This window comes from Cupriavidus basilensis OR16 (genome assembly GCF_000243095.1).
GTDB classification, from domain to species: Bacteria; Pseudomonadota; Gammaproteobacteria; order Burkholderiales; family Burkholderiaceae; genus Cupriavidus; species Cupriavidus basilensis_D.
In genome coordinates this window covers 119,129-142,613 of the sequence record NZ_AHJE01000048.1, presented here as the reverse complement: position 1 = coordinate 142,613, position 23,485 = coordinate 119,129, and the positions used below count along the sequence as shown (strand labels likewise).

At 66.0% G+C, this 23,485-nt stretch carries 21 protein-coding genes and 4 pseudogenes; 18 read left to right on the top strand and 7 right to left on the bottom strand.

The genetic code is table 11. The annotated features are described in order from the left end of the window. Positions 1-4 precede the first annotated feature (4 nt). The gene (locus tag OR16_RS18675) at positions 5-655 is read left to right on the top strand and encodes a LysE family transporter (protein WP_006159498.1); all 651 of its coding nucleotides are present in this window, start codon (positions 5-7) and stop codon (positions 653-655) included. A gap of 298 nt (positions 656-953) precedes the next feature. On the opposite strand, the gene OR16_RS18670 is transcribed toward OR16_RS18675, so the two are convergent. Both OR16_RS18670 and OR16_RS18665 read right to left on the bottom strand, forming a co-directional pair. Then, positions 954-2,498: a YifB family Mg chelatase-like AAA ATPase gene (locus tag OR16_RS18670; protein WP_006159497.1), complete on the bottom strand. Its 1,545-nt coding sequence runs from the start codon at positions 2,496-2,498 to the stop codon at positions 954-956. Between the two features lie 129 nt (positions 2,499-2,627). After that, positions 2,628-2,891 (bottom strand): accessory factor UbiK family protein, encoded by a 264-nt coding sequence (locus OR16_RS18665; protein ID WP_006159496.1) that lies wholly within the window; start codon positions 2,889-2,891, stop codon positions 2,628-2,630. Positions 2,892-3,268: 377 nt separating this feature from the next. Here OR16_RS18665 and OR16_RS18660 point away from each other — a divergent pair, with 377 nt between their 5' ends. The 12 genes and pseudogenes from OR16_RS18660 to mnmH all read left to right on the top strand — a co-directional run bounded on the left by OR16_RS18660 (position 3,269) and on the right by mnmH (position 14,942). Continuing rightward, entirely contained in the window at positions 3,269-4,084 is an 816-nt protein-coding gene (locus OR16_RS18660; RefSeq protein ID WP_006159495.1) for a TorF family putative porin, read from the top strand. Positions 4,085-4,149: 65 nt separating this feature from the next. Beyond that, on the top strand, positions 4,150-4,488 hold the full coding sequence (locus OR16_RS18655) for a P-II family nitrogen regulator (protein ID WP_006159494.1): 339 nt from the start codon (positions 4,150-4,152) through the stop codon (positions 4,486-4,488). Between the two features lie 31 nt (positions 4,489-4,519). Further along, positions 4,520-6,072, top strand: a pseudogene (locus tag OR16_RS18650) (ammonium transporter). Positions 6,073-6,569: 497 nt separating this feature from the next. Further along, a pseudogene (gene gshA / locus OR16_RS18645) lies at positions 6,570-7,866 on the top strand (glutamate--cysteine ligase). A 29-nt stretch (positions 7,867-7,895) separates the two neighbouring features. Beyond that, positions 7,896-8,849 carry a glutathione synthase gene (gene gshB, locus OR16_RS18640; protein WP_006159492.1) on the top strand — a complete coding sequence of 318 codons (954 nt, stop codon included), beginning with the start codon at positions 7,896-7,898 and terminating at the stop codon, positions 8,847-8,849. Between the two features lie 52 nt (positions 8,850-8,901). Further along, on the top strand, positions 8,902-9,351 hold the full coding sequence (locus OR16_RS18635; protein ID WP_006159491.1) for a PTS sugar transporter subunit IIA: 450 nt from the start codon (positions 8,902-8,904) through the stop codon (positions 9,349-9,351). Then, positions 9,324-9,596: an HPr family phosphocarrier protein gene (locus tag OR16_RS18630; RefSeq protein WP_043420304.1), complete on the top strand. Its 273-nt coding sequence runs from the start codon at positions 9,324-9,326 to the stop codon at positions 9,594-9,596. Before OR16_RS18635 ends, OR16_RS18630 begins: the two co-directional genes overlap by 28 nt. Before the next feature lie 137 nt (positions 9,597-9,733). Then, the gene (ptsP, locus tag OR16_RS18625) at positions 9,734-11,509 is read left to right on the top strand and encodes a phosphoenolpyruvate--protein phosphotransferase (RefSeq protein WP_006159489.1); all 1,776 of its coding nucleotides are present in this window, start codon (positions 9,734-9,736) and stop codon (positions 11,507-11,509) included. Positions 11,510-11,756: 247 nt separating this feature from the next. Continuing rightward, a complete protein-coding gene (locus OR16_RS41465) occupies positions 11,757-12,053 on the top strand; it encodes a (2Fe-2S)-binding protein (RefSeq protein WP_081488816.1) in 297 nt (98 codons plus the stop codon). 112 nt (positions 12,054-12,165) lie between these two features. Beyond that, positions 12,166-12,645 (top strand): bacterioferritin, encoded by a 480-nt coding sequence (bfr, locus tag OR16_RS18620; RefSeq protein WP_006159487.1) that lies wholly within the window; start codon positions 12,166-12,168, stop codon positions 12,643-12,645. 275 nt (positions 12,646-12,920) lie between these two features. Next, positions 12,921-13,818, top strand: a pseudogene (gene selD / locus OR16_RS18615) (selenide, water dikinase SelD). Continuing rightward, positions 13,818-14,942, top strand: a complete 1,125-nt coding sequence (gene mnmH, locus OR16_RS18610) for a tRNA 2-selenouridine(34) synthase MnmH (RefSeq protein ID WP_006159485.1) — start codon at positions 13,818-13,820, stop codon at positions 14,940-14,942. The pseudogene selD and the gene mnmH overlap by 1 nt, the downstream one beginning before the upstream one ends. A gap of 17 nt (positions 14,943-14,959) precedes the next feature. Here the strand turns inward: mnmH and OR16_RS18605 are convergent. The 3 genes and pseudogenes from OR16_RS18605 to gpmA form a co-directional block, all read right to left on the bottom strand. Continuing rightward, positions 14,960-15,740, bottom strand: a pseudogene (locus tag OR16_RS18605) (HesA/MoeB/ThiF family protein). A 51-nt stretch (positions 15,741-15,791) separates the two neighbouring features. Continuing rightward, positions 15,792-17,381 carry a S41 family peptidase gene (locus OR16_RS18600; protein WP_006159483.1) on the bottom strand — a complete coding sequence of 530 codons (1,590 nt, stop codon included), beginning with the start codon at positions 17,379-17,381 and terminating at the stop codon, positions 15,792-15,794. Between the two features lie 161 nt (positions 17,382-17,542). Beyond that, a complete protein-coding gene (gene gpmA / locus OR16_RS18595; protein WP_006159482.1) occupies positions 17,543-18,289 on the bottom strand; it encodes a 2,3-diphosphoglycerate-dependent phosphoglycerate mutase in 747 nt (248 codons plus the stop codon). 140 nt (positions 18,290-18,429) lie between these two features. Between gpmA and OR16_RS18590 the strand changes: the two genes are divergently transcribed. From OR16_RS18590 to OR16_RS18570, 5 genes are all read left to right on the top strand, one after another. Then, positions 18,430-18,843 carry a rhodanese-like domain-containing protein gene (locus tag OR16_RS18590; RefSeq protein WP_006159481.1) on the top strand — a complete coding sequence of 138 codons (414 nt, stop codon included), beginning with the start codon at positions 18,430-18,432 and terminating at the stop codon, positions 18,841-18,843. Positions 18,844-18,948: 105 nt separating this feature from the next. Next, entirely contained in the window at positions 18,949-19,206 is a 258-nt protein-coding gene (grxC, locus tag OR16_RS18585) for a glutaredoxin 3 (RefSeq protein ID WP_006159480.1), read from the top strand. A gap of 163 nt (positions 19,207-19,369) precedes the next feature. Continuing rightward, a complete protein-coding gene (secB, locus tag OR16_RS18580; RefSeq protein WP_006159479.1) occupies positions 19,370-19,888 on the top strand; it encodes a protein-export chaperone SecB in 519 nt (172 codons plus the stop codon). Positions 19,889-20,005: 117 nt separating this feature from the next. Beyond that, entirely contained in the window at positions 20,006-21,022 is a 1,017-nt protein-coding gene (locus OR16_RS18575; RefSeq protein WP_006159478.1) for an NAD(P)H-dependent glycerol-3-phosphate dehydrogenase, read from the top strand. Positions 21,023-21,029: 7 nt separating this feature from the next. Further along, entirely contained in the window at positions 21,030-22,025 is a 996-nt protein-coding gene (locus OR16_RS18570; protein ID WP_006159477.1) for a Bug family tripartite tricarboxylate transporter substrate binding protein, read from the top strand. Between the two features lie 21 nt (positions 22,026-22,046). Here OR16_RS18570 and trmL read toward each other — a convergent pair whose 3' ends face one another. Together trmL and OR16_RS18560 are read right to left on the bottom strand one after the other, a co-directional pair. Next, on the bottom strand, positions 22,047-22,517 hold the full coding sequence (trmL, locus tag OR16_RS18565; RefSeq protein ID WP_006159476.1) for a tRNA (uridine(34)/cytosine(34)/5-carboxymethylaminomethyluridine(34)-2'-O)-methyltransferase TrmL: 471 nt from the start codon (positions 22,515-22,517) through the stop codon (positions 22,047-22,049). Positions 22,518-22,628: 111 nt separating this feature from the next. Further along, positions 22,629-23,351, bottom strand: coding sequence for a ComF family protein (locus OR16_RS18560; RefSeq protein ID WP_043420302.1), 723 nt, complete (start codon positions 23,349-23,351; stop codon positions 22,629-22,631). Positions 23,352-23,485 lie beyond the last annotated feature (134 nt).

Here is a 23,485-nt window from a genome sequence, read left to right as displayed (position 1 = left end):
CGCAATGCGTTGGGATGTTTGGCTGGCCTATTTCGCGGCCTGTTGGGTGATTGCCGTGTCGCCGGGTTCCGGCGCGGTGCTGTCGATGAGCCATGGCCTGTCCTATGGGCTGCGCAAGACCACCACCACGATCTTTGGCTTGCAGACCGGGCTGGTCATCATCCTGCTGGTGGCCGGCGGCGGCCTGGGCGCGCTGCTGGTGGCCTCCGAGCATGCCTTCGCTGTGGTCAAGACGATCGGTGCGCTCTACCTGATCTACATCGGCGTGCAGCAATGGCGCGCACGGGTGGACGGCGGCCAGGACGATGCCGCGCAGGGCACGGAAGCGCCGCGCGTTGCCGCGCTGAGCCCGCGCCGCCGTTTTGCCACGGGCCTGCTGACCAATGTGACCAACCCCAAGGGCATCATCTTCATGGTGGCGGTGTTGCCGCAGTTCATCGATCCCGCCCACGCGCTCGGGCCCCAGCTTGCCATCCTGGCCGCGACCATGTGCGGTGTGGACCTGGTGGTGATCCACGGATACGCGCTGATGGCTAGCGACATGCGCGGCCTGTTCCGCAATGCGCGCGCGGTGCGCTGGCAGAACCGGATCTTCGGCAGCGTGCTGGTGGCCGTTGGCGCGGCGCTGTTCTTCGTCAGGCGCCATCCGGCGTGAAGTGCCAGGGCCGGTTCCCCGCTGGCCCGATTCATCGATCCATTGCTCACGATATCTATCGCTGGCTTCCAACGGATGCGTTTGCTTCAATAGGGTAAGACGAAGACAACCCGATTGGAGGCCAGCAATGCGAAGCTCTTCCCCCCAGCAGGCTCCATTGCACGCGCGGCCGGTCCACACCGTGCCACCGGCCGAGGATCCGCTGCCCCCGGGCGTGCCGCCCGACCTCCCTCCGATCGAAGAGCCGCCACCCCCAACGGAACCCCCGGTAGCCGTGCCGCCGCGCCGGGCATGATGGCTACGGCGTGCGCAGCGCGCGCCGGTACTGGATAGCCTCACCGACATGGCTTGGCTGCAACAGCTCGGCGGCCTCTAGATCGGCAATCGTGCGGGCGATCTTCAGCGCCCGGAAATAGGCGCGCGCCGACCACGCCAGCTTGGTCATGGCGCTGCGCAGCAATGCCTGTGCCTCGGGCGCGAGCGGGCAGTGCTCGTCGATTTCGCGCCCGGAGAGGGCCGCGTTGGGTTTGCCCTGGCGCGCCTGCTGCAGCGCGCGGGCGGCCAGTACACGCTGGCGCACCTGGGCGCTGGGCTCACCGGCCGGGCCATCAAGCATTTCCTGCTGGTCCTGGGCCGGCACCTCGACTTGCAGGTCGATGCGGTCGAGCAGGGGCCCGGACAGCCTGGACTGGTAGCGCAGCACTTGGTCCGGCGTGCACCGGCACGGGCGCGACGGGTGCCCCAGGTAGCCGCAGGGGCAGGGATTCATGGCGGCGACAAACTGGAAACGGGCAGGGAAATCGGCCTGGCGCGTGGCGCGCGAGATGGTGACGCGGCCCGACTCGAGCGGTTCGCGCAGGACCTCCAGTACCCGGCGGTCGAATTCCGGTAGTTCATCCAGAAACAACACGCCCTGGTGCGCCAGTGAAATTTCGCCCGGACGAGGATTGCTGCCGCCGCCCACCAGCGCTGCCGCCGACGCGGTGTGGTGTGGCGAGCGGAAAGGCCGCTCGCGCCAGCGGGCCGCATGGAAGCCGGCGGTGGTCAGGCTCTGCACCGCGGCGGCTTCCAGTGCTTCGTCCAGTGTCATGGGCGGCAGCAGGCCGGGAAAGCGCTGAGCCAGCATGGACTTGCCGGAGCCTGGCGGCCCGACCAGCAAGGCCGAGTGCTGCCCCGCGGCCGCGATCTCCATGGCGCGGCGCGCTTGCGCCTGTCCGCGGACGTCCCGGATGTCCGGCCCGGCCGGGTCTCCCGCGGCGATCTCCACCAGCGGCTCCGCGCGCGCAAGCCGGTTTTCAGGCAGTGGCCCAAGGTGAGCACAGACTTCCAGCAGGGAGCGCGCCGCATAGACCGCTATGTCGTCGATCAGGGCCGCTTCGGGTGCGTTTTCCGCCGCCACCACGAAGCTGCGCGCAGGGCCTTCGCCCGCGGCTTGCCGCGCCGCGTTGTCGCGCCCCAGGCCCATGGCCATGGCCAGCGCCCCGCGTACCGGACGCAGCTCGCCGGACAGGGACAGCTCGCCGGCGAACTCGCTGGCGCCCAGGCCGTCCAGCGGGACCTGGCCGCTCGCGGCCAGGATGCCAAGCGCGATCGGCAGGTCGAAGCGCCCGGATTCCTTGGGCAGGTCGGCGGGTGCCAGGTTGACCGTGATCCGCCGGCTGGGGAATTCGAGGCCGCTGTTGAGGATCGCCGCGCGCACCCGCTCGCGGCTTTCACGCACCTCGGTATCGGCCAGCCCCACGATATTGAATGCGGGCAGGCCGTTGGCCAGGTGCACCTCGACCGATACCAGCGGTGCCTCGAGGCCGGTCAGCGCCCGGCTGCGCAGGAGGGCGAGGCTCATCTCACTCCGAAAAGCATCAAGGAAGTGTTAACGAAAATGGCCGCCGGATTACGGCGGCCATTCTGGCGTTCGGGGACGTTGCCCTGGGTCACAGGACCCGTCGGGCATGCACGGTACGCGGCAAGGGTCTCAGCCCGAAACGGGGGTGTCAGACCCGCCAGCCGAGCGGCTTTCCAGTGCCAGCACGCGGGCTTCGAGTTCTTCGAGGCGCGCGCGGGTGCGCGCCAGCACCTGCGATTGCACGTCGAATTCCTCGCGGGTGACCAGGTCGAGCTTGGAAAACCCCTGGGTCATCATGCTGCGGACGTTTTTCTCGATGTCCTTGGCGGGCGAATTGCGCAGGGCTTCGCTGATCTTGGCCTGGAAATCATTGAACAGATCGGTCGGTTTCATCGTGGATCTCCTTTTGCACCGGCTTGGTGCGAATAACTGTGTGGGCGGACTCCGGGTGCTGCATCGCGGTGCACCGCAACGGTGTGCGGACAAACGCGGTGCGCGCACGGCACTTGCCGCCGGCATGGGCCGATTATCACGCTTCAAGCGTCCCCGGGAAAGCGCCAGCGCGGGCTGGTAACACCTTTTAACGCCAGTATGTTCGCTAGGAGACGGTCGGCCTCGTCTATTTTGGTGCTTTTTTGAGCACAAAATGACGGCCTCATGTCTCGGTTTCGACCTGGCACGGCAGTTGCAGTAATGGTGACAGGAGCCTCGTTCTACAAATTACTTTCAAACACACGAGTACCGAGCCAGAGGAAAAGGAGAACTAATCCATGAAGAAGTTGGCCCTTGCAGTCAGCGCCAGTGCAGTTGTGCTTTGCGGGCTCGCCCCCGCCGCTTTCGCCCAGAGCAGTGCGCAGGAGGGCGGTGCGCCTACCGACGCCGCCGCCGCCGCCGCCGCCGAGGTCTCGCCGCACACCTTCACCGCCAACGTGACGCTCGCCAGCGAGTATCGCTATCGCGGCTTGATGCAGAGCAACCGCCGCCCGGCCATCCAGGGTGGGTTCGACTACGCGCATTCGAGCGGCTTCTACGTGGGTAACTGGAACTCGAGCATCAGCTGGCTCGGCGACAGCAATCCGAAAGTCTCGGCGCCGATCGAGATGGACTTCTACGGCGGCTTCAAGAACACGGTGACGCTGGCCGGCCTGGAGTGGAACTATGACGCGGGCGTGCTGCAGTACTACTACCCGGGCGATTACCCGACCGGCTTCACGCGCCCGTACACCACGGAACTGTATGTCGGCGCCGGCGCTGGCCCGGTGTTCTTCAAGTACTCGCAGGCGTTGACCAACCTGTTCGGCTTCGCGGACAGCAAGTACAGCTACTACGCCGACCTGTCGGCCAACGTGCCGCTGAACTTCTGGGACCTGACGCTCAATGCCCACGTCGGCTACCAGAACGTGAAGCACGTGAACAGCGCCTCGTACACGGACTGGAAGCTTGGGCTGACCAAGGACCTGGGCAAGGGCTTCGCGCTGGCGATCGCTTACATCGACACCAATGCGCACAAGTCGGCCTACACCAACTCGTATGGCCGCTACGTCGGCAAGGCTACCGCCTGGGCTTCGATCACCAAGACTTTCTAAACACGCATCAGGTTGAGCGGACGCCGGACGAGAGGCCGGGCCGTCCCGCTCAGAGGAGAAATCGGATGAAACTGATCATCGCCGTCATCAAGCCGTTCAAGCTCGACGAGGTGCGCGAAGCGCTCTCGGACGTGGGTGTGTCCGGCATCACCGTGACTGAAGTCAAGGGCTTCGGTCGCCAGAAGGGCCATACCGAGCTGTACCGGGGCGCGGAATACATCGTCGATTTCCTGCCCAAGGTGAAGATCGAAGTGGCCGTCCCGGACGACGTGGTCGACCGGGCCATCGAGGCGATCGAGAAATCGGCGCGCACCGGCAAGATTGGCGACGGCAAGATCTTTGTCGCACCGATCGAGCAGGTCATCCGCATTCGTACCGGCGAGACCGGCGGCGACGCGCTGTGACGCACAGCCCAACGACAAGAGGTTAATCACAATGAAATCCTGGTTCAAGCGCATCCTGACAACCGGCGCCATGGCGCTGGCCCTGGGCACGGCCGGCATCGGCCTGTCCACCCACGCCGTGGCGCAGGACAAGCCCGCGGCTGAAGCCTCCGCGCCGGCCGCCGCTACCGCCGCACCTGCAGCTGCCCCCGCTGCCGCCGCATCTGCAACTGCTCCCGCGGCAGCTGCAACTGCGCCTGCAGGGGCTGCCGCCCCCGCGCAGCGCCGGCACCGGTGCCCAACAAGGGCGATACCGCCTGGCTGCTGGTCTCCACGGCCTTCGTGATCCTGATGACGCTGCCTGGCCTGGCACTGTTCTACGGCGGCCTGGTCCGCTCGAAGAACATGCTGTCGGTGCTGATGCAGTGCCTGGTGATCTTCTCGCTGGTGTCGCTGCTGTGGGCCATCTATGGCTACAGCTTCGCCTTCACCGAGGGTAACGCCTTCTTTGGCGGCACCGACCGGCTCTTCATGAAGGGGCTCAATGTCGATGCCGTGGCAGCCACGTTCTCCAAGGGCGTGGTGGTCCCGGAACTGGCTTACTTCGCATTCCAGTGTGCCTTCGCAGCCATTACCTGCGGCCTGATCATCGGCGCTTTCGCGGAACGTGCCAAGTTCTCGGCGGTGCTGGTCTTCGTGGTGCTGTGGTTCACCTTCTCGTACATCCCGATGGCCCATATGGTCTGGTTCTGGCCTGGTCCTGACCTGTACACCGACGCGGCAGCCGGCGCGGCTGCCACGGCCAAGGGCGGCTGGCTGTTCCAGAAGGGCGCGCTCGACTTCGCTGGTGGCACGGTGGTGCACATCAATGCAGCCGTGGCCGGCCTGGTGGGTGCCTTCATGTTCGGCAAGCGCATTGGTTTCGGCCGCGAAGCCCTGCGTCCGCACAGCCTGACCTTCACCATGGTGGGCGCCTCGCTGCTGTGGTTCGGCTGGTTCGGCTTCAACGCCGGCTCGGCGCTGGAAGCCAACGGCTCGGCTGCGCTGGCCTTCGTCAACACCCTGCTGGCGACCTGCGCCGCAGTGCTGTCCTGGACCTTCGGCGAATGGGTCAGCAAGGGCAAGCCCTCGATGCTGGGCGGCGCTTCGGGCGCAGTGGCTGGCCTGGTGGCCATCACCCCGGCGGCCGGCTTCGTCGGCCCGATGGGCTCGATCGTGATCGGCATCGCTGCCGGCCTGCTGTGCCTGTGGGGCGTGACCGGCCTGAAGAAGCTGCTGGGCATGGATGACTCCCTGGACGTCTTCGGCGTGCACGGCGTGGGCGGCATCCTGGGTGCGCTCCTGACCGGCGTGTTCGCCGCGCCGAGCCTGGGCGGCACGGGTATCTATGACTACGTGGCCAACAAGGTCTCGGACGACTATTCGATCATGGGCCAGGTGTGGATCCAGCTCCAAGGCGTGCTCACCACCATCGTGTGGTCGGGGGTGGTCGCCTTCGTGGCCTTCAAGCTGGTGGATATGCTGATCGGCCTGCGGGTGCCGGAAGAAGAAGAGCGCGAGGGTCTGGACATCACCTCGCACGGCGAGACCGCGTATGAGGCCTGATCGTAAAGGTGTTGTGCTGGAGAGCTGATTGGGAATCTTCTCTCAGGAGTTTCGCCCGGCCTTGTGCCGGGCTTTTTTCATTCCTGGCGTCCGCCGTGGGCGGATGGCCGAGGTGGAAAGCGGAGCCGGCGGCGTTTTCGTAAAGTGCTTAAATCCGATCTTAAAAAGCTTCAATTGTCTTTGCGGGGGAGCGCACATACAGTGCCACTGAGGCAGTTTCCTCCACCTGCAGAACGCTCCCCGTATCTGTCAGGCCATTTGAAAGCGCGGCTCCGGTCGCGCTTTTTTTTTCCCTCCAGGCCCTGCTGGCAGGCCTCCCGGAGGCGCTTCGGATTCCTCCTGGGGCCTCCCCCTTTTATTCCGGGCCTCCATCCCCATATCCGTATCCCTTATCCCTTGTGCCGGCGCTCGCATATGCTTATTCAGGTAGCGCCAGCAGCCAATTGGCCGTTCCTCTACAATCTGGGCGAACGATAAAGACGATCAATAGGATGTTTATGGTCCCGCATCTCATCACCGCGCTGAACGGTCCGCTGCTCGAGCTGGAAAAAAAGATCCTGGACGCGACGCCGTCCATTGAGCGCTGGTTCAGGCTGGAATGGCAGGAACATACGCCTCCGTTCTACTGTTCGGTCGACCTGCGCAATGCCGGCTTCAAGCTGGCCCCCGGTCGACACCAACCTGTTCCCGGGCGGGTTCAACAACCTGGCACCTGAAATGCTGCCGCTGGCAGTCCAGGCGGCCATGGCGGCGATCGAGAAGATCTGCCCCGACGCCAAGAACCTGCTGCTGATCCCCGAGCGCCACACCCGTAACATGTTCTACCTGCAGAATGTGGCGCGGCTGTCGCTGATCATGCGCCAGGCGGGCCTCAACGTGCGCCTGGGCTCGCTGTCCGAAGACATCACTGAACCCACCCCGATCGAGCTGCCCGACGGCCAGACGCTGGTGGTGGAGCCGCTGGCCCGCCTGGGCGCGCGCGGCCGCCGGCTGGGCCTGAAGGACTTCGATCCCTGCTCGATCCTGCTCAACAACGATCTCTCCGCCGGCATTCCCCCGATCCTGGAGAACATCAACGAGCAATACCTGCTGCCGCCGCTGCACGCGGGCTGGTCGACGCGCCGCAAATCGAGCCATTTCTCGGCCTACGATGAAGTGGCAAAGAAGTTCGCCAAGCTGATCGACGTCGATCCGTGGATGGTCAACCCGTACTTCGCCAAGTGCGGTGGCATCGATTTCCATGAGCGCATTGGCGAGGAGGCGCTGGCCGACTCGGTCGAAGGCGTGCTCAAGAAGATCGCCAAGAAGTACCGCGAGTACGGCATCAAGGAAACGCCGTATGTGGTGGTCAAGGCCGATGCCGGCACCTATGGCATGGGCATCATGACCATCAAGGATGCGTCCGAGATCAAGGGGCTGAACCGAAAGGAACGCAACAAGATGAGCGTCGTCAAGGAAGGCCTCGAGGTCAACGACGTCATCATCCAGGAAGGCGTGCACACCTTCGAGAAGGTCAACGAGGCGGTGGCCGAGCCAGTGGTGTACATGATCGACCGCTATGTGGTCGGTGGTTTCTACCGCGTCCATACCGGCCGCGGCAACGACGAGAACCTGAATGCGCCGGGCGCGCATTTCGTGCCGCTGGCGTTCGCGCCCAACGGCATTCCGGACAGCCATGCCAAGCCGGGCGCGGCCGTGCCGAACCGTTTCTATATGTATGGTGTGGTGGCGCGGCTGGCATTGCTGGCGGCGTCGCTGGAACTCGAGAAGACCGACCCCAATCCGATTCTCTGAGACAAACGCTGCGACCGGGACGAGCCAACATGCGCATTCTGTTTATTACCGACCCGCTGGACACCTTCAAGACCTACAAGGACTCGACCTACGCCATGATGGTGGAGGCGGTCGAGCGCGGCCATGAGCTGTTTGCCTGCCTGCAGTCGCAACTGTCGCTCTCGGCCCACCAGGTCGAGGCGGTGGTGCGCCCGCTGCAACTAACAGGCGACGCCCATGACTGGTACCGCGCGGGCGAGCCCAGCCTGCAGCCGCTGACCGGCTTTGATGCGATCTTGATGCGCAAGGATCCGCCCTTCGACATGGAATATGTGACCAGCACCTGGCTGCTGGAACTGGCCGAGTCACAGGGCGCCAACGTGTTCAACAAGCCACGGGCAATCCGCGACCATTCCGAGAAACTGGCGATTGCCCAGTATCCCGAATACATCACGCCGACTCTCGTTACCCGGGATGCAGACCGCATCCGCGCATTCCACGCGGAGCATCGAGATGTGATCCTAAAGCCACTGGATGGCATGGGCGGGATGGGTATCTTCCGGGTTGGCGCGGACGGCCTGAATCTTGGCGCCATCATCGAGACGCTAGGGGAAGATGGCGCGCGGACCCTGATGGTGCAGCGCTACATTGCCGAGATCAAGGACGGCGACAAGCGCATCCTGCTGATCGGCGGCGTACCCGTGCCGTATTCGCTGGCGCGCATTCCCAAGGACGGCGAAGTACGCGGCAACCTGGCCGCGGGCGGCACTGGCCGGGCGCAGGAGCTCTCCGCGCGCGATCGCGAGATCGCCGAGGCGCTGGCGCCGGGCCTCTGGGAACAAGGTCTGCTGCTGGTCGGGTTGGACGTGATCGGCGAGTACCTGACCGAGGTCAATGTGACGAGCCCGACGTGCTTCCAGGAGATCACGCAGCAGACCGGGTTCCAGGTGGCCGCCATGTTCATCGACGCGCTCGAGCACGCGGTACAGGCGCGTTCGCGCTGAGTCACGGGCAGAGTGCCTGCTACAATCGTGTCAATCCAACGGATTCACCACCATGGCAGGCATCCTGATCATCGCGCACGCCCCCCTGGCATCGGCATTGCGCGACTGCGCCGCCCATGTCTACTGCGGCCAGCCTCAACGGCTCGAGGCGATTGATGTCATGCCGGATGCCGAGCCCGCAGCCGTGCTGGCCGAGGCCAGGTGCCGCCTGGCCGAAGTCAGCGAAGACAACGGCGCGCTGGTGTTGACCGATATCTTTGGGGCCACGCCGGCCAACATTGCCGCCCGTCTCGCCGAGCCGGGCCGCGTCAAGGTGCTTGCCGGCGTCAACCTTCCCATGCTGGTGCGCGCCATTTGCTACCGTGCCGAGAAACTCGACCAGCTCGCTCTCAAGGCACTGGCGGGTGGCTCGCAGGGTGTGCTGCAGATAGGCTCCACCACCGTCCAGAACCAGATCGCAAATCATCCCGACAAATATGCTGCAGAGGGGACACCAACATAATCAATAAGCTTGGGCTGCATGCCCGGGCTTCCGCCAAGCTGACGCAACTGGCGGGCAACTTCGTCAGTCAGGTCAAGATGTCGCGCAATGGTCGGCAGGTCGACGCCAAAAGCATCATGGGCGTGATGATGCTGGCCGCCGGCATCGGCTCTACCGTGACCATCGAGATCGACGGACCCGATGAGCAAGAGGCCATGGACGCGTTGCTGGCGCTCATTGCCAATCGCTTCGGCGAAGGGGAGTAGGAGGCCGATTCGGGATGAAATGCGGCGGCGCTGAACGCCGCGGCGCACCTGGCCGGGGCCGCTTGCCGCATCCTGAAACCGTTTCCATGGTGGCTGGCCCTGGCCAGACTTTTTAAACGTTCCTGACGGAGCGGTACATGCCATTTGCCCTGCACGGCATCCCGGTCTCGCGCGGCGTCGCCATCGGGCGCGCGCATTTGCTGGCGCCTGCTGCGCTCGATGTATCCCATTACCTGGTCGACGAGGACCGGCTTGACGCCGAGGTCGAGCGCCTGCGCTCGGCGCGCGCGGCGGTGCGGGCCGAGCTGGTCACGCTCAAGCGGGATCTGCCGCGCGAGGCGCCGGAAGAACTGGGCGCTTTCCTCGATGTGCATGCCATGATCCTCGATGACGAGGCGCTGGCGCGCGAGCCAGAGGCACTGATCCGCAACCGGCGCTACAACGCCGAATGGGCGCTGACCACGCGGCTGGAAGAGCTGATGCGCCAGTTCGACGAAATCGAGGACGAGTACCTGCGCGAGCGCAAGGCGGACATCCGCCAAGTGGTCGAGCGCATCCTCAAGGTGCTGGCCGGTGCGGCTGTGCTGGCCCCGGCCCCGGCGCCGCCGTCCTCGCTGGCCCCGGATGGCGAGCCGGCGCCCGGTGTGATCGTGGTCGCTCACGACATCTCGCCCGCCGACATGCTGCAGTTCCGCCACACCGTGTTCCACGGCTTCGTGACCGATCTTGGCGGACGCACTTCCCATACCGCCATCGTGGCGCGCAGCCTCGATATCCCCGCCGCCGTGGGCGTGCAGAGCGCGAGCGAGCTGATCCGCCAGGACGACTGGGTCATCATCGATGGCGACGCGGGCCTGGTCATCGTGGATCCGTCCGCCATCATCCTCGAGGAGTACCGCCATCGGCAGAGCGAGCGAGCGCTGGAAAAGAAGCGCCTGCAGCGCCTGCGCCATACACCGGCCGTGACCCTGGACGGGCTCGAGATCGACCTGCTGGCCAACATCGAAATGGCGGAGGATGCCACCGCGGCGCTGACCGCGGGCGCGGTTGGCGTGGGCCTGTTCCGGTCCGAGTTCCTGTTCATGAACCGGCGTGGCGAACTGCCCAACGAGGAAGAGCAATTCGAGGCGTACCGCGGCGCCGTGGACGCCATGCACGGGCTGCCGGTCACGATCCGCACCATCGATATCGGCGCCGACAAGCCACTGGATGGGCGGGACGGCCGGGACGGGCGTGGCGACGATTTTGAGACCGCGCTCAATCCGGCGCTGGGCTTGCGCGCGATCCGTTGGTCTCTGTCCGAGCCGGCCATGTTCCTGACCCAGTTGCGCGCGCTGCTGCGTGCCTCGGCCTTTGGTCCGGTGCGGCTGCTGATCCCGATGCTGGCCCATGCCCGCGAGATTGACCAGACCCTGGACCTGATCGCGCAGGCCAAGCGCCAGCTCGACGCGCGCGGCCAGGCGTTCGACCCCAATCTCAAGGTCGGGGCGATGATCGAGATCCCGGCCGCCGTGCTGATGCTGCCGCTGTTCCTGCGGCGCATGGATTTCCTCTCCATCGGCACCAACGACCTGATCCAGTACACGCTGGCCATCGACCGCGCCGACAACGCCGTGGCGCATCTCTACGATCCGCTGCACCCGGCGGTGTTGCAATTGATCGCGCGTACCATCCGCGAGGCCAATCGGGCCGGCGTGCCGGTGGCGGTGTGCGGCGAGATGGCCGGGGATCCCGCCATGACGCGCCTGCTGCTTGGCATGGGGCTGCGCGAGTTCTCGATGCATCCCTCGCAGTTGCTCCGGGTCAAGCAGGAAATCCTGCATGCCGACTGCGAGCGCCTGGAGCGGCAGGTGGAGCAAGTGCTGAGCGCCTACGAGCCGGAGGAGCTCGCCTGCGCGCTGAAACTGCTCTGACAACCCTGATTGCATCAAGGTTTTTGCGAAAATCCAACGCAAAAAAGGTGGCTTTCACTCACTTTTTTGGCGCTTGTTTTTTGGCGCTTGTGACGCCTCCTTTGTCCGCGATTGCCAGATTAAGTGCTGCGTTCTTGGCATGTACATTTTGCGGTTTAATGGGAATTGTTATCATTTTCGATCTCTGATATTCTGACGTACATCGCGGGTGACATGCCGGTGTCACCCCTCTCCCAAGGAGGGATTTGTGTACGTTTGCATCTGCAATCAGGTTACCGACCGAGAAATTCATGGTGCTGCGCATCTAGGCGTATCCACGCTCGACGAGCTGGCCGAAACCCTGGGCGTTGGCACTTGCTGTGGCCGCTGCCGCGAATGCGCCCAACAGGTGCTCTGCGAGGGTGTCGCGGCGGTACGTAACGTCAAGGTCTCTACCATCCAGGTCGTGGCCATTTCCTCCTGTTCGTCGTCGGGCCCACGTGCCATAATGGACACTCGGGACCCGGCAGTCGCGAACGACCAGCGCACCGAGTTGGTTGCCTGAACTCGCCCGCAACTATCAGGTTGCGGCGCGTATTCGCTTGTTTTGACTGCCTGCGGCGCGCCTTGCGCCGCTTCGCGTTTTTGCGGGGGCCCGTTGCAACAAGGAGCTTCCAATGAAAGGTGACAAGAAGGTCATCCAGCATTTGAACGCGCAGCTGAAGAACGAGCTGACCGCGATCAACCAGTACTTCCTGCACGCTCGCATGTACCGCCACTGGGGCCTGAAGAAGCTCGGCGACATCGAGTACAAGGAATCCATCGGCGAAATGAAGCATGCCGACCGCCTGATCGATCGCATCCTGATGCTTGATGGCCTGCCCAATCTTCAGGACCTCAACAAGTTGCTGCTGGGCGAAGACACCCCGGAAATGCTCAAGTGCGATCTGAAGCTGGAGCAAGGCGCGCATGCCACCGTCAAGGAAGGCATCACGTATTGCGAATCGGTGGGCGACTACGTCAGCCGCGAGATCCTGGTCGAGATCCTGACCGATACCGAAGAGCACATCGAATTCCTCGAGACGCAGCTCGACCTGATCGATAAGGTTGGCTTGCCGAACTATCTGCAATCGCAGATGGAGCCGGGCGAACAATAATCCGCCCGACAGCCGGCCGCAGGTTCGCAAGAACCCAGTGGCCGCAACCGCGCGGCGCCACTCGGTGCTGCCGGCTCCGCCCGCATCCAGGCGGTAACCCTTATCATTCAGATTCCCATTCTTCCCCCAGCCTCACTGCCCTTGCCGGGGCCGGTGTTCGTGCCAGTTTGAGCGCCATCCGCCTATGCTGCGGTAAAGGGCGCCGAATCGGCATTGCACGACACCACATCACACCACGCCACACCACACCACATCAAATGACAGGAGCCAGCATCATGGGAGACACGATTCGCCTGACGCAGTACAGCCATGGCGCCGGCTGTGGGTGCAAGATTTCGCCGCAGGTGCTCGACGTGATCCTTGCCGGCAGCGGAAACCAGCATCTGGATCCGCGCCTGTGGGTGGCCGCTGCTGGCCATCGCCATCCTCGGCTGGCCGGTCAAGCTGCTGCCGCCCGAGGTGGCGCGCGAGGTAGTGGCGGGTGGTCGCCGTGCCTGCGAGGACGCGGGCATTCCGCTTGCCGGCGGGCATTCCATTGATGCGCCCGAGCCCATCTTCGGGCTTGCGGTGACTGGCGTGGTCGACCGCGCGCACCTGAAACGCAACGACACGGCGACCGCCGGCTGCCGGCTGTACCTGACCAAGCCGCTGGGCATCGGCGTGCTCACCACCGCCGAGAAGCAGGGCAAGCTGCGCGCCGAGGATGTCCACCTTGCGCGCGACTGGATGTGCGTGCTCAATCGTCCCGGCAGCCGCTTCGGCAAGCTGGCCGGCGTGCGGGCCATGACGGATGTGACTGGCTTCGGCCTGCTCGGGCACCTTGTCGAGATGGCAGACGGCAGTCGCCTCACGGCGCGTCTTGACCACGCCGCCGTGCCGTTGCTGCCGGAAGTGCTGCGCTACGTCGAGGCCGGTTGCGTGCCCGGCGGCACCCAGCGCAACTTCGATAGCTATGGCGCACGGATTGGCGCCGGGATCGACAACCAGGGCGGCGCGTTGAGCGAAGTGCAGCGCGCCTTGCTGTGTGATCCGCAGACCAGCGGAGGCTTGCTGGTGGCGGTCGAGCCTGAGGGCGAGGCCGGTTTCCATGCCGCCTGCGCGGAGTTTGGCCTGGCACTGGCGCCGGTCGGCGAGTTCGTCGCGCAGGGCCGGTATGCCGTCGAGGTGATCTGATGCGCGAGGACACGGCCGACTTTCGCCAGCTCTTTCTTTCCGGCGTGCCGCTGCTCGATGCGCGCGCGCCGGTGGAGTTCGCTCGCGGCGCGTTTCCGGGCGCGGTCAACCTGCCGCTGATGGACGATGCCGAACGGCATCAGGTGGGCTTGTGCTACGAGGAGCAAGGGCCGCAGGCCGCGATCGCGCTGGGCCACCAGCTGGTGACCGGCGACATCCGCGCCGCGCGCACCGCGGGCTGGGCGGCCTTTGCGCGGGCCCATCCCGACGGCTACCTGTATTGCTTCCGCGGCGGCTTGCGCTCGCAGATCGTGCAGCAGTGGCTGCGCGAAGATGCCGGCATCGCTTATCCGCGCGTGACGGGCGGCTACAAGGCGATGCGCGGTTTCCTGATCGAAACCCTCGATGCGGCCGCCGCCGAATGCAGCCTGCTGGTGCTGGGCGGCATGACCGGGAGCGGCAAGACCGAGCTGCTCGCCGACCTGATGGCGGGCCCGAGCGGCAGCCCGGACGCGGCCATCGACCTGGAGGGCCAGGCCCGCCATCGCGGGTCCAGCTTTGGCCGGCGCGTGGTGGCGCAGCCCACGCAGATCGATTTCGAGAACGGCCTGGCGATTTCGCTGCTGCGCCATCGCGCGGCCGGGCGGCCGGCACTGGTGGTTGAGGACGAGGGACGTTTCATCGGCGCACGCAACTTGCCGCAGTCCTTCTACCAGGCCATCCAGGCGGCACCGCTGGTCTGGCTGGAGGAATCCTTCGAGGCTCGCATGCATCGCGTGCTGGAGGACTACGTGCTTGGCCTGTCGGCGGAATTCATGGCCGCGCTGGGCGAGCAGGCTGGTTTTGCCGCCTACGCGGCACGCCTGCGCGATGCCATGGCGGCCATTGCCAAGCGGCTCGGCGGCACGCGCTACGAGCGTCTTTCGGCGCTGCTGGAGCAAGCGCTGGCGCGCCAGGCTGAAACGGGCGATACCGACCCGCATCTGGGCTGGATCGCCTTGCTGCTGCAGCAATACTACGATCCGATGTATGCCTACCAGCGCGAACAGCGCGAGGCGAGGATCGTGTTCCGCGGCGAGCGTGCCGCGGTGCTGGTTTTCCTGCGCGAGCGCACCCGCGCCTGAACGCGCGCGCGGGCCGCCTAGCAGGCGGATTCCGCGTGCGCGCCGCCGCAGACTTCGCAATCGGCCACGCGCGCGAGGCGCATCGTGGTCCATTCCATGCCAAGCGCATCGACCATCAGCAGGCGGCCGGCCAGTGTCTTGCCGACGCCCATCAACAGCTTGAGCGCCTCGGCCGCCTGCACCGTGCCGACCATCCCCACCAGCGGCGCGAACACGCCCATGGTGGCGCAAGCCACTTCCTGCGCCGGTTGCGAGGGCGGGAACAGGCAGGCATAGCAGGGGGCGTCCGGCTGGCGGTGGTCGAACACACTGATCTGCCCGTCAAAGCGGAGGGCCGCGCCGGACACCAGTGGCACGCGCTGCTGCACGCAGGCGCGGTTGACCGCCTGGCGCGTGTCGAAGTTGTCGCAGCAATCGAGCACCACGTCGGCATCGGCCACCAGCCGCGCCAGCTCGGTGGCGCCCACGCGTGCTCGTACCAGGCGCACGTCGATGCCCGGATTGATGCGCAGCATGCCCTCGCGCGCCGACTCCACCTTGGGGCGGCCAACGTTGGCCGTGGTGTGGATCACCTGGCGTTGCAGGTTGGTCAGGTCGACCACATCGTCGTCGACCACCGTGATGGTGCCGACGCCGGCCGAGGCCACCGGCCGAGGCCAGGTAGGGCAGGGCGGCAGCGCCCAGGCCGCCCGCACCGATCACAAGCGCGTGGCTTGCGAGCAGCCGGCTCTGGCCCTCGATGCCGAGTTCGTCGAGCAGGATATGCCGCGAATAGCGCAGCAGTTGATCGTCGTTCATGGCGTGCAATGCAAAAGCGGCCCCGCAGGGCCGCTGTTATTCATCAGGATTTCAGGGAGCCTTGCCGGTCGGCGTGCCCAGCGGCGTTCCGATCGGGGCGCTGGCCGGCGGCGGGCCGGCAGGTGCCTTGCTGGCCGGCTTGGCCGGGCTAGCCGCCTTGGTTGCCGCAGGCTTGGCCGGCTTGTCCGACGTGGCCACGGCTTCGAGCTTGGACTTGGAGCGCTTGACCGGCTGGCCTTCAAGTTGGGCGATGGCTTGCTGCAGCATGAAGTCTTCGGCCGAGCCGAACTCGATCGGCTTCTTCTTGCGTTCCTTGTCGCGCTCGTCCGGCGTCTTCTTGGCGTTTTCTTCCTCGAGGCGGCGCAGCTCCTCGACGCGGCGCTGTTCGCGCTCGTTCATCTCGGGCTCTTCCGATTCCTGCTTGTTGTGCAGGTGGCGCTCAGTGTCGATCTCGCGGGTGATCAGCGCGTCGTCGGGATCGCCATCCGGGTTCTGGTCGACCGGGATGTCCGGGCGGATGCCCTTGGCCTGGATCGACTTGCCCGTCGGCGTGTAGTAGTACGCGATGGTCAGCTTGATGCCGGTGTCGTTGGTGAGCGGACGCACGGTCTGCACCGAACCCTTGCCGAACGTGGTCTTGCCCATGATCAGCGCGCGCTTGTGGTCTTGCAGTGCGCCGGCAACGATTTCGGAGGCCGACGCCGAGTAGGCGTTGGTCAGCACCACCATCGGGATCTTCTTGTACAGCGCCGGCAAGTCCTTGAGCGGATCGTCCTCGAGCGAGGACAGCCGGTAGTTGTTGAACGTGGTCTTGTAGACGCGCTTGGCATCCGGTACCTGGCCGTTGGTCGAGACCACGGTCACGTCGTCGGGCAGGAAGGCCGCAGCCACGCCGACCGCGCCTTGCAGCACGCCGCCACCGTTGTTGCGCAGGTCCAGGATCACGCCCTTCAGGTTGGGGTTCTTCTGGGCCAGTTCGTCCAGCTTCTTGCCCAGGTCGGCCACCGTGCGCTCCTGGAAGCTGGTCAGGCGCACCCAGGCGAGGCGGTCATTGTCGATCAGCTTGGCCTTGACCGACTGCACGCGGATCTCCGCGCGCGTGATCGACACCGGGAAGGTGCGTTCGTCGCTCTTGCGATAGATGGTCAGCGTGACCTTGGTGCCCGGCTCGCCGCGCATGCGCTTGACCGCTTGCTCCAGCGGCAGGCCGCGCACGGGCTTGTCGTCGATGCGGGTGATCAGGTCGCCGGGCTGGATGCCGGCGCGGAAGGCGGGGGTGTCTTCGATCGGGTTGATCACCTTGACCAGCCCTTCTTCCTGCGAGATTTCGATCCCCAGGCCGGCGAAGCGTCCGCGCGTGCCTTCCTGCAGTTCCTTGAAGTCCTTCTCGTCCAGGTAGGCCGAATGCGGATCCAGGCTGGCGACCATGCCCTTGATGGCTTCGGTCAGCAGCTTCTTGTCGTCCACCGGTTCGACGTACTCGCGCTTGATCTGGCCGAAGATGTCGGCCATCAAGCGCAACTGCTCCAGCGGCAACGGCCCCGGAGAGTTCTGCGCGGTGGCCGATAGTTGCAGCGTGGCGAGCACGCCGGCGACGAGTCCGGCAGTAACAAGACTGATGTTCTTGAGCGTCTTACGCATGAGGGCTGCCTGAACGTGTGAGGATTGTGCTGTGTCGGAGACGGCCTGGCGCATCGCGCCGACCGGATTTTTCCGACAGTATAAGAGGGAGCAGCAAAAAAGGCCTGGTCCACTGCATGAGGCGGCCGGGCGAGCCTTGCGGCGTTCGCCCGGCCCGCGCCTCAGTTTGCCTTGCCTTGGTTCGCCACGGCGGCCAGGGAGGCTGCGATCGCTTCCTGGTCGCCCAGGTAGTAATGACGCAGCGGGCGCAAGTCGGCATCCAGCTCGTACACGAGCGGGGTGCCATTGGGGATGTTGATGCCAACGATGTCGTCATCCGAGATCTGGTCCAGGTATTTCACCAGCGCGCGGATGCTGTTGCCATGGGCCGCGATTACCACGCGCTTCCCCGCTTTGATGTCGGGTGCGATGGATTCGTTCCATAGCGGCAGCACGCGCTCGACCGTGTCCTTCAGGCATTCGGTCAGCGGAATCTGCTCGCGCGGCACTTGAGCGTAGCGTGGATCGTCGTAAGCCGCACGCGGATCGTCCGATTCGAGCGCCGGCGGCGGGGTGTCGTAGCTGCGGCGCCATACCAGCACTTGCTCGTTGCCGAACTTGGCGGCGGTCTCGGCCTTGTTCAGGCCGGACAGCGAGCCATAGTGGCGTTCGTTCAGGCGCCATTCGTTCCGGACCGGGATCCACATCAGGTCCATTTCGTCCTGCACGTGCCACAGCGTGCGGATGGCACGCTTCAACACCGACGTGTACGCTACGTCGAAGGCAAGCCCTGCCTCGCGCAGTAGCTTGCCGCCCAGCTTGGCCTGGGCCACGCCGGTGTCGGTGAGGTCAACGTCGACCCAGCCCGTGAAGCGGTTTTCGAGATTCCACGTGGATTCGCCGTGGCGGATGAGAACGAGTTTGTACATGCTGCTTCCAAAGCGTGAGAAACCTGTGTGCGCCCTGCCACATATCGCCGCAGATGTGTCAACTAGGAGACAATAGCGGTTCGCGGGCGCCAAACCGCCTATTTTATAATGCCGCCGACTCAACCCACCGGAATGCCAACGTGAATTTCTTCGCCGACTACAACAACCTTGCCTTGATCGCCCTCGCCGTGGTGTCGGGCGGCCTGCTGGCGTGGCCCGCCATTTCGCGCGGGACCTCCGGCAAGACCGTCAACCCGGCCGCCGCGACCCAGCTGATCAACAAGCGCAATGCGGTGGTCGTGGATATCCGGGAAGCCACGGAATACGCCAAGGGCCACCTGCCGCAAGCCAAGAGCGCGCCACTTGCCGACCTGGCAAGCCGTGCCGCCAGCCTTGCAAAGGACAAGTCCGTCCCCATCATCGTCGTGTGCCAGACCGGCCAGCGCTCGGGCAAGGGTCAAGCAGCCCTGAAGGAAGCAGGTTACAGTGAGATCTATTCGCTCGAAGGCGGCCTGGCCGCGTGGCAGCAAGCCGGCCTGCCCGTGGTCAAGTAAGCTGCGATAGCCAAGCGGTGCCGGCGGCATGCCATTTGCCGCCGCGCCTGTCCGCCTTGCGAGTGCCCGACCAACGTCCAGAATCCCGTTTCAAAGGAGATGCGCATGGCCCGCGTTGTGATGTACAGCACGGTAGTTTGTCCGTATTGCCAGATGGCCGAGCGCCTTCTGAAGGCCAAAGGCGTGGAGTCGATCGAGAAAGTCCTGATCGACCGCGAGCCCGGCAAGCGTGAGGAAATGATGAGCCGCACCGGTCGCCGCACCGTGCCGCAGATCTACATCGACGAGACCCACGTGGGTGGCTTCGACGATCTCTCGGCGCTCGATCGCCAGGGCGGCCTGGTGCCGCTGCTGGCCGCCTGAAGCGCCGCCAGTCTCGCCGCGGGTGAATTCGCCACCCGCGTCATGTACCATATGCGTTTTCCAACCGGGTGCCGACCCGGGCCGTGACCCTGGGCCAACCCCGCCCGCGGTGCAAAGGTCCCGTACGCCTGGCCCCCAACGCCCATTTTTCCGGAAGCCTTTCATGAGCGACCAGCAGAACAATCAGCAGGAAGACCAGCCGTTCTTCAACATCCAGCGTGTGTACCTGAAGGACATGTCGCTCGAGCAGCCGAATTCGCCCGGCATCTTCCTCGAGACCGAAGCGCCGGCCGTGGAAGTGCAGGTGAACGTGGGTGCCTCGCAACTGCAGGAAGGCATCTTCGAGGTCGTGGTAACGGGTACCGTGACCACCAAGGTGCAGGACAAGGTTGCCTTCCTGGTGGAAGCCCACCAGGCCGGCATCTTCGATATCCGCAACGTGCCGGTGGAGCAGCTCGACCCGCTGCTGGGCATTGCCTGCCCGACCATTCTTTACCCGTACCTGCGCGGCAATATCGCCGACGTGATCACCCGCGCCGGCTTCCAGGCCATCCATCTGTCGGAAATCAACTTCCAGGCCCTGTACGAACAGCGCCTGCAGGCCGCGATGGAAGAGGCTGAAGCCGCGCCGGGTGGCAACAGTGGCATCGTGATGCCCGACGGCAGCCAGGCTCGTCACTGATCCTGCTGCAGGATGTCGTAAAGACGGGGCTTCGGCCCCGTTTTGTCTTTCCGGCCCGCGTCATTCGTGGCGCGCAAGGCTTAAGGCTTCGAGGCCGAACAAGCGAGGCAAACCGCCATGAAAATCACCGTCTTCGGTGCAGGTGCCTGGGGCACCGCGCTCGCCAGCCATGCCGCCGCGGCCCACGATGTGGTGCTGTGGGGGCGTGATGCCGCCCAACTGGCCGCCATCGGCGCCGAGCGCGTCAATGCCACCTACCTGCCCGGCGTGCCGCTGTCCGGGCGGCTCGCGGTGCAAGTCGATTTCGATCTGGCCGCGGCGCATGCGGATGTCGACCCCAATGGCCTGGTGATCGTTGCCACGCCGGTCTCGGGCCTGCGCGAAATGACCCGCCGGCTGGCCGCGCGCCAGGCCTCTGGCTTGCGCATGCTCTGGCTGTGCAAGGGCTTCGAGGCGGGCACCAATGCCTTGCCGCACCAGATGGTGCGCGACGAGCTCAGCGCGCTTGGTCGTCTCGGCGACACCAGCTACGGCGTGCTGACCGGCCCCAGTTTCGCCCGTGAAGTGGCGCTGGGCTTGCCCTGCGCGCTGACCGTGGCGGGCACCTCGCCCGCGCTCGCCGAACTCGCGCAGCAGGCGTTCCATCACCATGCCATGCGCATCTACGGCAGCGACGACCTGGTCGGCGCCGAGGTGGGGGGTGCGGTCAAGAACGTGCTGGCCATCGCCACCGGCGCCAGCGATGGCCTGGGCCTTGGCCTGAACGCGCGCGCTGCGCTGGTGACGCGCGGGCTGGCCGAGATGACCCGGCTCGGCATGGCGCTGGGCGGACGTATCGAAACCTTCATGGGCCTGGCGGGCATGGGCGACCTGATCCTGACCGCCACGGGCGACCTCTCGCGCAATCGCAAGGTCGGCCAGCAACTGGCCGAGGGCAAGACGCTGGCGCAGGTCCTGGCCGAGTTGGGCCATGTTGCCGAAGGCGTGCGTTGCGCGCAGGCCGTGGCGGCGCTGGCCGCGGCCAAGGGCGTCGAGATGCCGATCACGCGCGCGGTATGCGCCGTGCTGTTCGAGGGGCTGCCTGCCGCCGACGCGGTGGCGCGGCTGCTCCAGCGCGATGCGCGCGATGAGTGAGCGCAGGATGGAAGATCGTCGCCGCGTCCTGAAAGCCCTTGCCGCCTGCGCCATGCCCGGCGTGGTTGGCACCGCGCTGGCTGCGCCCGCATCCGCCCCCCAGCCCTGGCCGGTAAAGCCGGTCCGCATGGTAGTGCCGTTCCCGGCCGGGTCTTCGCCCGACCTGATCGCGCGCCTGCTGACCGAGAGGCTGTCCGTGGCGCTCGGGCAACCCGTGGTGGTGGAAAACCGCCCGGGTGCCGGGGGCAACATCGGCACCGGCATGGTGGCCAGGGCCGCCCCGGACGGCTATACCCTGCTGCTGACCATCAATGGCCCGCTGGTCACCGCGCCCACCCTGTCGCGCCATCTTGGCTACGACCCGGTGCGCCAGCTCAGCCCCATATCGCTGGTGGCCACTTCGCCCAACGTGCTGGTGGTGGATGCTCGCCTGCCCGTGCACGACGTGCGGGAATTCGTGGCCCTGGCCCGTTCCCGGCCGGGCGTGCTGAACTACGGCTCGGTGGGCAACGGCAGTGCCGCCCACCTGGCCATGGAGCAGCTCAAGGCGGCGGCCGGCATCGACCTCCAGCACATCCCCTATCCGGGGTTCGCGCAGATCACCACCGCCATGGTCGGCGGCCAGGTGCAGGCCGGCTTCATGGTGCCGGCCATCGCCATGCCGCTGGTGACCGCCGGCAAGCTGCGCATCATCGCGGTCACCACCAGCGGACGTACCAGCCTGCTGCCCGCGGTGCCAACGGTAGCGGAATCCGGCTATCCCGGCTTCGAGGCGATCTCGTGGCAAGCAGTGCTGGCCCCGGCGGGAACGCCCGCCCCGGTGATCGACCGGCTCTATCGCGAGCTGGTGGCCATCATCGGCAGCGAGGACGTGCGCGCCAAGATGCGCGCCCAGTATTTCGTGCCGGCCGGCACCGCGCCGCAATCGTTGCGCCAGACCATGGCGAGCGAGAAGGTGCGCTGGGACAAGGTGATCCGCGTGGCGGGCGTGCAGCCGGAATAGGCAAGCGCACTGGCGGCGGCTTCAGGCGCCGCCGGCAAAGCCATTCTGGCGCCAGGCCTCGAACACCACGACCGCGACGGTATTGGAGAGGTTGAGGCTGCGGTTGTCCGGCCGCATCGGCAGCCGGATGCGCTGCGCGGAGGGAAACCACTCGCGCCGCTCCGGCGCCAGTCCGCGCGTTTCCGAGCCGAACACAAACCAGTCCCCAGGCTGGAAACTGACCTGGCCGAAGGGCGTGGAGCCGTGCGTGGTGAGCGCGAACATGCGAGCCGGGTCGGGCTGCTCGCTTGCCATCAGCGCGTCCCAGTTCTCGTGCACCCGCATGCTGGCGTACTCGTGATAATCCAGGCCGGCGCGGCGCATGCGCGCATCTTCCAGCGGAAAGCCGAGCGGCTTGACGAGGTGCAGGCGCGCACCGGTGTTGGCGCACAGCCGTATCACGTTGCCGGTATTCGGCGGTATCTCGGGTTCGACCAGGACGACATTGAACATGGGGGAGGGGCGGGCCAGGGGCGCCGCAGCCGTGAAACGCTGGGCAGCTTACCCTGCCGGGGGGGCGCCTGTCACGTCTGTCACGTCTGTCACGCCAGGCTCCCGGGCACGCTACGCGGTGCGCAAGGCGACCACCACCGTCACGCGTGCCGCGCCGTGGGCTTTCAGGAGCCGCGCCGCTTCGCCCAGGGTGGCGCCGCTGGTCATCACATCGTCGACCAGGCCGATATGCCGGCCCGCCACGTCGTTGCCGGGCGCGAGGCCAAAGGCATCCTGCAGGTTGGCCTGCCGCGCGTGCAGGTCCAGCGTGGTTTGGGCCGGGGTATCGCGCAGGCGCGCCAGCAGCGTCGGCGCGGCGCGCACGCCGAGGCGGCGTGCCAGCGGGCGGGCGATCTCCCAGGATTGATTGAAGCCGCGCTCCGCAAGGCGTTGCGAGGATAGTGGTATCGGCGCCAGTACATCGGGCGGGGCCGCACCGGGCGTGCCGAATTCGACCTGCCAGCGGCGGGCCAGTTCGCCTGCAAGCCAGTCCGCCAGCGGCAGCACGCCGCCGAACTTCAGGGCCAGCACCAGGCCGTCCTGCGGGCTGGCATAGTCGGCCAGCACCAGCGCAGCGTCGAAAGGCGGCATCTCGTAGCGGCACTGGGCGCAGAGCGAGGCCGCGCCTGGCCCCGCTGCGCGCCCGAGCGGCCGGGCGCAGCAGCGGCAACGCGGCAGCGGCGTCAGCAACTCTTCCGCGCAGCCTGCGCAGACGGTTTCATCCTGCACCGTGCCGCAAAGTGCGCAGGCCGCCGGCAGGAGCGTGCGCAGCCAGCGCCGCGCCTGCTGACGCAGGGCGCCATCGCCGGGGCGCGCCAGGCGGTGCTGCACCGGGGCGGTTGCCGCATGGAGCACACCGGGGCCGCCGGCGGCAGGCGTGGCGGTGGGCGCGTATACTTGCGATCCTGCTGCTGCGTCCGCTGGGGCGC